At 39.0% G+C, this 14,288-nt stretch carries 5 protein-coding genes and 1 riboswitch; all 5 genes read left to right on the top strand.

Features of this window, described 5'->3' with window-relative positions; genetic code table 11:
* Positions 1-119 precede the first annotated feature (119 nt).
* The 5 genes from MKY37_RS06185 to MKY37_RS06165 all read left to right on the top strand — a co-directional run bounded on the left by MKY37_RS06185 (position 120) and on the right by MKY37_RS06165 (position 14,263).
* The gene (locus tag MKY37_RS06185; RefSeq protein WP_340774950.1) at positions 120-5,036 is read left to right on the top strand and encodes a S8 family serine peptidase; all 4,917 of its coding nucleotides are present in this window, start codon (positions 120-122) and stop codon (positions 5,034-5,036) included.
* Positions 5,037-5,517: 481 nt separating this feature from the next.
* Entirely contained in the window at positions 5,518-9,870 is a 4,353-nt protein-coding gene (locus MKY37_RS06180; protein ID WP_340774947.1) for a S8 family serine peptidase, read from the top strand.
* A gap of 1,406 nt (positions 9,871-11,276) precedes the next feature.
* Positions 11,277-11,360: riboswitch (cyclic di-GMP riboswitch) on the top strand.
* 329 nt (positions 11,361-11,689) lie between these two features.
* Positions 11,690-11,974 (top strand): DUF5305 family protein, encoded by a 285-nt coding sequence (locus MKY37_RS06175; RefSeq protein ID WP_340774944.1) that lies wholly within the window; start codon positions 11,690-11,692, stop codon positions 11,972-11,974.
* Positions 11,975-12,014: 40 nt separating this feature from the next.
* Positions 12,015-13,619: a sensor histidine kinase gene (locus tag MKY37_RS06170; protein ID WP_340774941.1), complete on the top strand. Its 1,605-nt coding sequence runs from the start codon at positions 12,015-12,017 to the stop codon at positions 13,617-13,619.
* Positions 13,619-14,263: a response regulator transcription factor gene (locus tag MKY37_RS06165; protein WP_340774939.1), complete on the top strand. Its 645-nt coding sequence runs from the start codon at positions 13,619-13,621 to the stop codon at positions 14,261-14,263. Before MKY37_RS06170 ends, MKY37_RS06165 begins: the two co-directional genes overlap by 1 nt.
* The last annotated feature ends 25 nt before the right edge of the window (positions 14,264-14,288 follow it).

The raw sequence follows: 14,288 nt of genomic DNA, 5'->3' as shown, positions 1-14,288 counted from the left end.
ATAATAAATTCGTTTTTAACATTTGAAATAATCTCATAATATGGTAAATTCATTATTGACACACTATTTGAATTATTTTGTCTCTTTAGTAGTGTAATAAATTTATAGGGGGAAATAATTTGTTGAAATTGAAAAGAACATTGCTAATGACAACTATTTTTATGTTGTCATTTAGTCCTGCTGCATTCGGTATGACAGGTTCTGGTTCTAGTATAGCGAGTAAGTCAAACTTACCTTCGTTAGAACTACAAAAACCTGAACTGAATCTACCAGAGAGATTAGTAAATCCGGAAAACCCGGATGAAACAGTACGAATTATCGTTGAGCTTGAACAAGCACCAACGATTGAAAAAGCTACAGAAAAAGGAGTTCTTTATAAACAATTAGACTCATCAGAACGTGAAAGTTTAGAAGCAACTGTTACAGATGAACAAATAGATGTACAAGATTCTATCACAGATACTGCACCTTCTATAGAATACTTGGAAAACTTCACAACAGTATTCAATGGATTTTCAGCTGAAGTAGAAGCGAAATATGTCGATGAAATAGCAGACACTGCGGGTGTTAAAGCTGTCTATGAATCTACTGAATATGCACGTCCAACTGAAAAACCTGAAATGGTTTATTCGAAGGAATTGGTACAAGCTCATGAAGCTTGGAACGAATATGGGAAAAAAGGGATAGGCATGGTAGTTGGTATCATTGATACTGGAATTGATCCTCACCATAAGGATATGGTATTAACAGAAGATTCCACTGGTGATATTACTGAGTCAGAAGTTAATGCCCTATTAGCAGATGGTTCAATTGAAAATGGTAAGTATTTCACGCCTAAAGTTCCATTTGGTTGGAATTACATGGATGGAAACAATGAAATATTAGATCTTGGACCAGATGCATCTATGCATGGTATGCATGTTGCTGGAACTGTTGGTGCAAATGGTAATGAAGCAAATGGAGGTATTCAAGGTGTTGCACCGGAAGCACAGCTTTTAGCATTAAAGGTTTTCGGTAACGATCCAGGTTTTGCTTCGACATATGGTGATATTTATGTGAAAGCAATTGATGACTCTCTAAAATTAGGTGTAGATGTTATCAATATGTCACTAGGCTCAACAGCAGGATATGTTGATGCAAACAATCCAGAACAACAAGCAGTAAAAAGAGCAACAGAAAATGGGGTGCTTGTATCAATCTCTGCAGGTAACTCAGCTCTATACGGGGATGGATATTTCTATCCATACGCTGAAAACCAAGATTATGGTTTAACGGGAGCACCAAGTGTTTCATACGATTCATTAGGAGTAGCGTCATTAGAAAATAGTATGTTAACAGCGTATAGCTTCACAATTGATCTAGAAGGTGAAGATGGTGGTCGTGCTCTATATTTATTGGCGAATAATGCGGATCCTTTGAATGTATTTAATGGTCCAATAGAAATAGTAGATGCTGGATTTGGTACGGTAGAAGAGTTTAAAGATAAAAACTTTGAAGGGAAAATTGCCCTAATTTCTCGTGGTAGTATATCATTTGTTGAAAAAGGGCTAGCTGCTCAAGCGGCAGGTGCTGCTGGGGTTATTGTATATAATAATACGGCAGGTACTATTAATATGGCTTCTGATCCTGCTATCCAGATTCCTTTTATGTCTATACTTCAACAGGATGGACTAGCTATGAAAGCGGCGTATGATGCAAATAAAACTGTAACAATTTCATATGATGGACAGTTCGCAAATACTCAAAATCCCGAAGATGGATCTATGAGTGCATTTTCATCATGGGGACCAACACCAAATCTTGATTTTAAACCTGAAATTACTGCACCAGGTGGAAATATATTCTCCACATTAAACGATGATAAATACGGTTTAATGAGTGGAACTTCTATGGCAGCACCACACGTTTCAGGAGGAGCAGCACTAATTTTAGAACGAGTAGATGGTGATTTTGGAGTAACTGGCAGTGAACGCGTTCGATTAGCTAAAAACTTGTTGATGAATACAGCGAAACCTGTTGTATTTGATGAATATGAAAACGGAACAATTGAATATGTTTCTCCGAGACGACAAGGTTCTGGACTTATGCAACTTGCGAACGCACTGAACACGGATGTAGTTGTAACCGAAACAACAACTGGAGAAGCTAAAGTTGCCCTAAAAGAAATTAAGGATAATAAATTCACATTTACATTAAAGGCTAAAAACTTCTCTGATGAGGAGAAAACATACAATGTAAATACACAAGTTCAAATGGACGTACCTGCTCCTGCAGGAGGAGGTTTATTTGTAAACGATCCTAATAATGATGGTCAGTTTGTTTTGAAAGAAGAGGAAGAGGTAGAGATTATAGCCCCAGAAAGTGTAACTATTCCGGCTAATGGTACAGCTGACATTTCTGTTTCAGTTGACGTTACATTTATGGCTGAAATGTTTAATTCGATTTATACGAACGGGTTCTTCGTGGATGGTTTCGTAACACTTACTGATTCAGAAGAAGATGTAACAGGAAACGTTCCACTTACAGTACCATTCTTTGGATTTAACGGTGAATGGGATGATGCACCTATCTTTGATTACTTTGCTTGGGATCCAATGACTTATTGGGGTTACTCTGCACTAGCAGATGAGCAAGGGAATTTCATTGATGGTGGTGGGGATTTTGATACTTCCCGATTTGGATTCTCTCCAAACGGTGACGGAGTACGAGACAAAGCAATTCCCGTATTCTCTCTATTCCGTAACGCAAAAGGATTTAAAGTTGAAGTATTAGATAGCGGAGGAAATAAGCTACGCACTATTAAAACTTCAAAAGATTTAACAAAGCATTATATATCTAGCGCTACTACTAATCCCTTCACATATAATACGAGCTACGGTTGGGATGGGAAAATAAATAACAAGGCTGCTGCTGATGGGGATTACTTTATCCAACTAAGTGGTGTCATTGACTTTGAAGGGGCTGAATGGCAATCAATTCAATTCCCAGTGAAAGTTGATACAGTAGCACCAACAGCTGAAGTAACTTTTGTAGAAGAAACAAACACAGTTTCAATTGCTAACTTTATAGATAACGAAGTAGGCACAGGAGCGGATTATTGGCAAGTTTTAGTTAATGGAGAAGTTGTAGCAGATGAACTATCTGTCGATGATAGCGAAATACTGATAGATTCCATAACTAACAAAGATATTGGAACAGTAAGAGTTTGGGATGCTGCCGGAAACTTTACAGATATTCCTTTCCAAGTTGATAGTGAAGAAGAAACAGAACATCCAGTAATCTTTATCGACACTCCTGAATTCTTTGATGCTTTCGATAACAATGAAATAGTAGTAACTGGACGTGTAGATGACGCTTCAAAAATCCTTTCTGTAACAGTTAACGGGGAAGAAGCGGAGTTTGATGGAGTTAACTTTACGCATACTTTAACATTAGAAGATGGAGTACAAGATATTTCAGTAGCTGCAGTAGATGAGTTCCAAAACCCAATGCAGATTACACGTAAAATCTTTGTAGACACACAAGTACCAAGAGTACAAGTTAAAAATAATTATCCGAAAAATACCAAATCGGAAACAGTAAAAGTAAATGTTACAGTAGAAGATAATTTTGATGAAATTAGTCTATATGTGAATGGTGATGAGAGATTTGCTCAAGCACTTTCTGAACCTTACAAAATGGATGGCTTTAGTAAGGAAATTGAAGTAGATCTTGCCCTTGTTGATGGCAACAACGAATTTACATTTGAAGTAGAAGATTTAGTCGGTCATAAAACAACTGAAACTATTACGATTAACAAGTCTGATGTTGTAGTAGAAGAACCAGGAAACGGTGGAAGCAATCCAGGTAATCCTGGAGGTGGAAACCCAGGCACATCTAATCCTGGTAATGGTGGTGGTACACCACCTACAACAGCACCAGCAGATCCTGGTAATGTAGTAGTGGACGACAAAAAAGTGGACGAGCAAGTAAAAGATACGAAGACTACTAGTGTGGAAGTAACTGTTCCTGCGCCTACAGCAGATAAGCCAAAAGTTAAGGCAGAAGTTTCTGCAATAGCTTTGAAGGCAATTGCAGACTCAGGTAAGTCTTTCTCGCTTAAAGCTGGAGAAACAAGTTTAACTGTACCAACTGAAGTATTAAAAGAAATCTCTAAAAATGGTAACGGCAAAACAAACTTCGCTATCAACCTAGACAAAGATGCAAAAGTTCCTGGTAACGGAACAACTGTATCATCTGTATATGATTTCGAAATCACGGTAGAAAAAGATGGTAAAACATCTACAGTATCTACATTCTCGAAACCTATTGAGGTTTCATTGCCTGTGAATGCATCTGCAGTAAAAAATGCAGATAAAGTTGCGGCATACTATGTGAATGAAACAACGAATACTTTAGAGTACGTAGGCAGTAAATACGCAAATGGAAAAGTGACATTCAAAACAAATCACTTCTCGAAATTTGTAGTAGTAGAAAACAATAAAACATTTAAAGATCTAGAAAACTCATGGGCAATAGACTATATTGAGTCCCTTGCTTCTAAAACGATCATTAATGGGAAAACGGAAGATACTTTCGCACCGAACGATCAAATTACTCGAGCGCAATTTGCTTTATTGTTAACTCGTTCACTAAACCTTCCTAAAGAAGAATACCAAGGGATTTTCTCTGATGTAACAGAAGATATGACTTGGAGTGTATACGAAATCGAAGCAGCAAACCGTGCAGGCATTATCGTAGGCAGTGAGGGTAAATTTAATCCAAATGAAAAAATCACACGTCAACAAATGGCTACCATGATTGTCCGTGCTATCAAATACAACGATGATTCGGCATTAAAAGCAGCAACCGGTAAAGTCAAATTTGCGGATGAAGTTTCTATCGGAGACTATGCAAAAGAAAATGTTGCTTTAGCAGCAGAGCTTGGCATTATCAGTGGGAAAGAAGTGAATGGCAAACAAATTTTTGCACCACTAGAAAATGCAACACGTGCACAAGCTTCTAAAATGCTTTACTTCCTATTAGAAAACTTTTAATAACAGCTAAATTAAAGTCCTGTAGAGAGTCCTCTCTGCAGGACTTTTTATATGTACCTGTCATCCTTTCTGTATGAGAGAGATCAGGCTATTACGAGGGAACACACCCCGAACGAGAGAGATTACCACTCATATGAGAGCGATTCGCCCCTATACGAGAGACCACCCCGCTAACGAGAGAGATCAACGCCCATACGAGAGAGATTGTCCTCTATACGAGAGCCCCACCATCGCATACGAAAGTTACCCCCAGAACCCCAACCCCCAGAACTCAACCAAACCAATCCCCCACCCAAAATATCAATCACTTAATTTTTTCATAGCATGGCCCATCTATTCATACAATGTATGAGTATCACGTTAAACATCGGTGAAACAGATGCTTTAACAAAAATCCTAATGATACATGTAGAAAGGATGCGGTCTTGAATAACCATGCAGAAATGATTTTGCACAAATTTGCTGAACAGGGGGAAATCTAATGAAGAAGAAAAAAATGTTTAACAAAGCCTTTAGTGCGTTTCTAATCTTTATGATGGTCTTTGCACTATTAGCTCCAACAAGTGCGTTTGCTAACACGGATAAGACACCATTCAAATCACAGGAGCCAAGCGAAAGCACATTAGCAATGAAAGCGGCTATCGCTGAACAACTTAGTCTGACAAATAATGGTCCAACACTTCACAAAGATTTACAAGGATTAACTGGGGATGAAGAAGTAGCGGTAATCGTTCATCTTTCGGAAAAACCTGTTGCACTTGAAAAAGGTATAAGAGAGTTAGCGGGCAAAAGTTTCTCGAAATCAGAGGCAAGTGCCGTGAAAGCGAAAGTAATTTCACAGCAGGCATCTGTAAAAAAAGAGATGAACAATAATATGATTTCTTATAAAGAAATTTTCTCGTATGACACAGTATTAAACGGATTTGCAGCTAACATAAAAGCTAGTGATCTTGTTAAGCTACTTAATGTCAATGGCGTTACATTGGTTGAGCCAGACACAACTGTGTATGCAATGGAAGATTCAAGCTCATTAGAACCAGTTGAAAATGACACAACAGTTGATGCAGCGATGAATACTAGTATTTCTTTTCTAGGAATCGAAAAGCTTTGGAATGAAGGAATTGAAGGACAAGGGGTTAAAGTAGCGGTACTTGATACAGGTATCGATGCAGATCACCCTGAATTTGCAGGAATTTATAAAGGTGGAAAGAACTTCATCCCGAACTCGTCCACTTATACGAGAACTCGTGCAGATGATGATGCATCTGAAACTTCACCTGTAGAACGACCAGAGGGGACAGCTGAATTTCATCCTACTACTGGAAGTGCGTTCTATACATCACACGGTACGCATGTAGCGGGAACAATCGCTGCAATCGGAGCGAATGAATATGGTATTAAAGGGATTGCTCCAAAAGTAGACCTATACGCTTACCGTGTACTTGGCGCATACGGCAGTGGATCTAGTTCAGGCATTGTGAAAGCAATTGACACAGCTGTAATTGAGGGAATGGATGTTATCAACCTATCACTTGGTGGAGGGGCTAACTCAGAAACTGATGCGGGATCATTTGCGATTAATAATGCAATGATTGCTGGTACAATCGGGGTTATTGCCACTGGTAATGATGGTCCTAATCGCGGAACGATGGGTACTCCAGGTACAGCTCGTTTAGGGATTGCAGTTGGTAACACAACAAATCCAGAAACGATGTATAACGGAGAAGTAAAAGTTACTGTTGGAGACTACAACTTGACGAAACAACTTCAACTAATGGGGTCTACTTTCGGTAAAGACTTAGCAACACAACTTCAAGGAGAGTTTGACTTAGTAGCCGTTCCTGGAAACGGTGAAGCAAAAGATTACCAAGGCATTGATGTAGACGGTAAAGTTGCATTGATCTCACGTGGTAGTATTGCATTTGTTGATAAAATTGCATATGCCAAAGAAAATGGAGCAGTAGCAGCAATTATCCATAACTTTGCAGGCGGTACGAATGCACCGAACGCATCTGGAACATTCTTAGGGGATTCCTTTGCATTTATTCCAACCTATGATATGTCCCAAACAGATGGCGATGCAATTCGTGCAGCGTTAAATGGTGGAGAAGGAAAAGTTACTTTTGGTAATTTTGACTCCGCAAAAACGCTTGGCGATGATGTAAACGATTCAAGTTCACGTGGCCCATCTACTCCAAACTTTGACATTAAACCAGATGTAAGTGCACCTGGAACGAATATTATGTCTACCATTCCAATGTACAAAGCAGATTTCCCAGAAGTTGTTTACGATGAAGCATTTGATCGCAAAACTGGAACATCAATGGCAACACCACATATTGCTGGTATCGCAGCACTTGTCAAACAAGCAAATCCAGATTGGAATGCATTTGACGTAAAGGTAGCCCTTTCTAATACAGCAAAAGTCTTGAATACAGCAAAATACGATGTATTCGCACAAGGTGCTGGTCGTGTAGATGCATATGCGGCAGCTTATCCTGCAGCGCTTGCATATGCAGTTGACGAAGCTGTGCTAGACTCAAGTGGTGAAATTGTTGAAAACTTAAAAGGGACTGTTACATTTGGTCCACAATCTTTAGAGAAAGATATTACAGTTACAAAGGAAATACTAGTCAAAGATATTAAAGGTATCGGTGGAGATTATAACGTAACAGTAGATGTTACAAAAGGATTTAGCGACGCGACTGTAACTGTTGATAAACCTACCTTTACATTAGCTGGAGAAGAATTGTTAACAGTGACGTTGACTGCGTCCAAAAATACTGCTGCAAAAGCAGGCGATGAAATTCTAGGTTATATTCACATTACTTCAGCAGAAGGAACTAAAACTGAAACCTCCCTTTCTGTAGACAAAACAGAATTGAACATGAAGACAGGAGACAAACTTCAACTGAATGTAACAGAAACAACAACACCAGTAGAAAGTGAATACACAGAAATTTCATTGCCATTCGCTGCAGACTTTGGTGGACCTACTGTAACGGCAATCAAAGATATGGCAATCACAGAAACAGACTTGTCGTTTGATGGTGACGGTGTGCAAGACATAGCAGAGTTGACATTCACATTGACAGGCCCAGTTACAACAAACTATATCGAGGTTTGGGACATCATGGACCCTGAAGGTGGAGAATACGGGGATGGCTACATCGGATATTTACATGCAGGGACTTCACTAGGAGCAGGGTCTTGGAGGCTACCAGTTGATGGTGAGTACCAACCTTGGAGCGGAGCGCCGGCAACAACGATTCCAGATGGTTTATATACGATTGACTTCACTGGTTTGGCTACTACAGGTGTCATAGGTGACTATGTGGGACCAATTATCGTGAAAACTACTGACCCTGAAATTACTGGATCAGTAGCTGAAGGAACAGTAACAGGTCAAGTAACAGACAAATATATCGATTATAATGAAGAATTATATTTATATGGTTTAGAGTACGATCTGAATGAAAAATTAAATGCTTCGTATGTTGCTACAGTAGCTGGTGAAGAAACAGCAGCAGTTGACTTTAATCTGAATCAAGATGGAAGCTTCTCATTCCCAGTGACAGCTGAAACAGAATCAGTAAAAGTAATTATTGAAGATGCAGCTGGTAACAAAGGGGAGCAAGTTATTGAAGGTTTTGCCCTACAAACTGAACCAGCAAAAACAGAAGAACCAGTAGCACCTGAAGAAGGAACAACACCAGAAGAACCAACAGCTCCTGAAGAAGGAACAACACCAGAAGAGCCAGTAGCTCCTGAAGAACCAACAACGCCAGAAGAACCTGTAGTACCTGAAGATCCAGCAGAACCGGTGCTTAATTCGGCTAAAACTGTAAGTATTGCTTCTTTTGAGTCAAAAGAACTTTCTAAACTAACACTTGTATCACCATATGAAAATTCAGCACCAGCTATCGAGCCAGTTCCGTATAATAACAACATTACAGACGGTCCGCCAAGCTACGGTACATTCGAGTCAGACACAGTTAAGGATGTAACAAAAGAAGCTACGTATACAGTAGCGGATCCAAAAGTGGTTACTGTAACAGAAGGTTTAGTTACTGCTAAAGCAGCAGGTCAAACAACTATTACTGTAAAATATGGTGACAATGAAAAAACTGTAAACGTTACAGTTACAAATCCACCAACAAACCCAGGAAATCCTGGAGGTGGAGATGGTGGTGGAGGCTCTGGCCCATCTAACCCAGGCACATCGAATCCAAGTCCAACTAAACCAGATCCAGTAAAACCTACACCACCAGTGACACCAACGCCAGCACCAATTATATTTACAGACGTACCTGCTAAACATTGGGCAGCAGATTATATCCAAAAAGCTGCACAATTTGGCTATATGAAAGGATACCCAGATGGCTCATTCAGACCAGAGCAATCTCTAACACGTGCTCAAGCGGCTTCATTAATCGTTCGTGCATTAAAATTAGAAACACAAGAAGTAGCACCGTTTGAAGATATCACTAATTATGCAGCTGAAACAAAATCAGAAATTGCTGCAGGCTATAAATACGGCATTATCAAAGGAGATAATGGTAAATTTAAGCCTTCTGAAAAAGTAACGCGTGCACAGCTTGCATTAATGATTGAACGCGCATATGCATTCAAAACAGGCAAAAAGTACACGGCTACTAAAATAGCACCATTCTCAGATATCGCTGCCTATGACGAAGAAACGATCAATGCAATCTCTATGCTATATGAGCTACAAGTAGTAGATGGATCTGACGGTAAATTTAACCCATCAAATCCAACAACTCGTGCTCAAGCTGCAAAAATCTTCACAAACTTTATGGGTGGCTTAAAATAATGAACTAAAAAACTCTCCTTCTGTCCGATTGGACGGGAGGAGAGTTAAACTTTTAATAATAAAAATGGAATAAATTCCCGTTCCGCAAGTAAACACCACCAAACCGCAAGTACCAACCCATGGAGAGCAAGTATCCAACAAGCGAGCGCAAATAACGGCCAAATTGCTAATTATATCGAAATCCTTTTTCCCAGATCATTAAAAATGGTTTAAATTCCCATACCGCAAGTAAATCCCTATCGAGCGCAAGTAACCCAAGAAGAACCGCAAGTAAACACCGCCAAACCGCAAGTACAAGCCCATCGAGAGCAAGTATCCAACAACCGAGAGCAAGTACCGGTCTAATTGCTAATTATATCGAAATCCTTTTTCCCAGATCTTTAAAAATGGAATAAATTCCCGTTCCGCAAGTAAATCCCCCTCGAGCGCAAGTAACCCAAGTAGAACCGCAAGTAAACACCACCAAACCGCAAATACAACCACATCGAGAGCAAGTATCCAACAATCGAGAGCAAGTTACCGGTCAAATTGCTAATTATATCGAAATCCTTTTCCCTAGATCTTTAAAAATGCAATAAATTCCCGTTCCGCAAGTAAATCCCTATCGAGCGCAAGTAACCCAAGTAGAACCGCAAGTAAACACCGCCAAACCGCAAGTACCGTCCCATGGAGAGCAAGTACCGGTTAAATTGCTAATTACAAAATGTAATAAATTCTCGTTCCGCAAGTAAATCCCCCTCGAGCGCAAGTAACCCAAGTAGAACCGCAAGTAAACACCATCAAACCGCAAGTACCAACCCATGGAGAGCAAGTATCCAACAAGCGAGAGCAAGTACCGGTCAAACTGCAAATTATATCGAAATCCTTTTCCCTAGATCTTTAACAATGGAATAAATTCCCGTTCCGCAAGTAAATCCCTATGAGCGCAAGTAACCCAAGTAGAACCACAAGTAAACCCGACCAAACCGCAAGTACCGTCCCATCGAGAGCAAGTATCCAACAAGCGAGAGCAAGTACCGGTCAAATTGCTAATTACATAGAAATCCTATTCCCTAGATCTTTAAAAATGGAATAAATCCCCGTTTCGCAAGTAAATCCCCCTCGAGCGCAAGTAACCCAAGTAGAACCGCAAGTAAACACCATCAAACCCCAAGTACCGTCCCCCATGGAGAGCAAGTATCCAACAAGCGAGAGCAAGTACCGGTCAAACCGGAACTCAAATTAAATAATAATACTAAACGACAGCTTTACGATACATAGAATGGATTTTCAAACATATAATGTGAAGTGGTAAACAGGATGAGACACGACATATTGTTATTAGACAAAAATAGAACCTTCATAACCGCATGAAATGACGTATTTTTTTGATGAAACTTGGTTATAATGGCATAAGAAATAGCATATTTTAACAAGGATACTGTGAAATACTTCTTGTATTTGGGCACCTAAGAAGTATGGAGTAATTGGTGCAACCGACCTGATTAAACTTGAGCGTGAGCTCGATTTAATTGGGTCTTTATTATGAGATGGAGGTGACAGGTTGAAAAAAAGATTTATCATCAAAACGCTAGTTGCTGTGTCAGGCTCATCCTCAACTGTCCAACTAGAAAGGGATACAGCGTTAAGGCAATAACAGAAGAGAAAGATGCAGTAATCCGAATAAGTATAATGAAGAAAAAATATCATAATCACCAAAAAAACGAGAAATAATATCGTAATAGATAGAGTGGAACTATCAACAAAACGACTTCATTAGTAGAGGTACTTCCCACTACACTGCACTATAAACAATAGAGTAAAACCATTTAAATCGGAGGTGGACACTATCAATAAAAAATATGGAAAACGAATTATTACAGTGACGCAGGACATCAAAGGTGCACCGAGAGCGGTTATTAGGTTGAATTCGTTTAGATCGATTCTTCAATTGGCTGATGATAAGGAGCTTCCGATATTTTTAAACAAGAATCGTGAAGAGGGACGTCCGGTATTTTTTATAGTAGATGGCGATTGTATATATAATTATGAGACTGCGAGTAGAGAGCTAGTACGGAATACTACAATTGAACCAGCCAATAGTAGTGCATATGCGAATAGCTAATCTGGTTTATACATTTTTAAAAAAGAATCCATCGAGTAATTTGAACTTATTATTACTTTACCGCTATATTTCCCTAATATTGACTTCGTTTTTCTATTTAGTTGGACATCAGCCTTCGCTTGTTTTTAAAGCCGGTGTTGTTGCGGCATTAGGCGTAGCTGCATGGATTTTAACAGATTTACAGCGGCGATATTTGGAGCATACGAATATAGTGAAAATGATTGTTTTAATAGAGACGCTTGGTGTGACATTGCTGCTCATCCCAACTGGTGGCATTTCAAGCCCATTTATCTGGTATGCATTGAATCCCGTTCTTGTAGCTGCTATCCTTTTAACCCCTAGATTTAGTTGGATGACATTAACGTTTTATCTTGCGACTGCTACATTTATCGCTAATCGGAATGATAGCATAATCGTCGTTTTAGAAGACCAATCCTATTTTTATCTCGTTTGTATATTGATCACATTACTTGCTAGTTTATTTTCGGGACTAACGAAGGAACTACTTCAAGTAAATGGGAAACTAGCGAATACGAATGAAAAATACCAGGAGACATTAGAGCATATCATGTCCCTTTACCATATGTTAGAAAATTTTTCGTCCCATAAAAGTCCAAAAAAGCTAACAGACGCCATGACGATGACATTGATGAAATGCTTGCAAAAGCATACCGCCTTCTTTTGGATAACGGATCATGCCTTTCAAAAAAGCTATATATCAAATGAAACAACCAATAGAAATCTAGAAATGGATTTAACAAAAGATTGGGATCATCTACGAAAACAAAAGGATGCTTTTACCCATACGTACCATAACGAACAGTATTGGATGAAGGTTATTAGGACAACCAAATATATAGGAGTAATAGGTGTAAAAGTTACTTCTAATACAGAAATACAAAACACATTCTTACTCCACCGCACATTCGAATTTCTCGTGGAGCTTAGTGAAATGATGCTAGAGAGAATTCATATGGATCATATGATGGATCAGCTGACGATTAGCGAAGAGCAGAACCGAATTGCCAATGAAATGCATGATAGCGTATCACAGCGATTATTTGGAATTGTCTATTCATTGCATAGTTTACGAGTTAAGAGTCGGAATATTACAACTAACGAATTAGAGCAGGAATTTGAATTTTTGTCACAGACAGCTAATACGACGATGAAAGAGCTGCGAGCCTCTATTTATCGATTAAGTACAGTAAAAAAAGGAGAGGAACCATTTCTTGTCCTTATCGAAAATTATTTGGTGGAATACGCAAAGTTAAATGACATACGCATTGCTTACGATATTACAGGCAATGAATCATCTATTTCAGCAAATACAAAGAATGGGCTATATCGAATCATTTGTGAAGCATGTGGAAATGCGGTTCGACACGGTAGGTGTACACTTATCGAAGTAACGCTAGCTTTGGAGGAAGAGAGAACCTACCTAGTCATTAAGGATAATGGAATAGGTATTCAGACGAAGACTAGGTCTATGAAAGAACAAGGAATTGGATTATCTAATATGCAAAATATTGTACATTCCTTAGGTGGTACATTTGAAATAGGGACACCTTATAAAATGGGAACTACCATACAGATTGATATTCCACATATAAAATCACACAAAAAACAAGAGGTGTTTGGATAATGACAGTTGTTATAATTGACGATCATCCATTAATTCGGAGAGGGTTGAATTCACTATTTTCCTTAAGCGGATCTTTGAAAGTACTTGGAGAAGCTACTAATAGGAGAGAAGCTATCGAACTATTAAATGCAGTAAAACCAGATATAGCAATAGTAGATCTTCGTCTAGGAGAGGAATCAGGGATCGAACTAATAACAGAAGCAATTCGCTTAGGTATTAAGAGCAAATTTGTCATACTTACATCCTCCACCAACGAGGAAGACTTTAAAAAAGCAAAAGAAATAGGAGTTGCTGGTTATTTGCTGAAGGAAGCACTGCCAGAAGAACTCATGCATGCACTGCAAATGATTAGGAAAGGTCGTAAATACTACGATCCAACCGTTTTAGATTTAATGATGAAAGAGAAAAACCAGTTAGATGAGAGTGGTCATTTTGAACAGCTCACACCAAAGGAAAGGGAAATCCTTGTTGAGCTCGGCAAAGGACATTCCAACAAGGAAATTTCTAAAACCCTCTATATAACCGAATTCACGGTGAAAAAGCACGTCAGTCAAGTATTTGCCAAGCTAGGACTTGCAGATAGAACCCAAGCGGCTTTATACGCTAACGCAAAAGGTCTCGTCAAATACGTTATAAACTCTTAACAGAGTCATCTGGTTAGTTACAGAT

Source organism: Psychrobacillus sp. FSL K6-2836 (assembly GCF_038003085.1).
Taxonomy (GTDB): domain Bacteria; phylum Bacillota; class Bacilli; order Bacillales_A; family Planococcaceae; genus Psychrobacillus.
The sequence above is the reverse complement of the archived record's forward strand: the minus strand, read 5'-3'. Positions and strand labels throughout refer to the sequence as shown.

Bases quoted from the DNA above. Each gene is read 5' to 3' on its own strand.
- MKY37_RS06180 (WP_340774947.1), top strand. From the start codon at position 5,518: ATGAAGAAGAAAAAAATGTTTAACAAAGCCTTTAGTGCGTTTCTAATC.
- MKY37_RS06165 (WP_340774939.1), top strand. From the start codon at position 13,619: ATGACAGTTGTTATAATTGACGATCATCCATTAATTCGGAGAGGGTTG.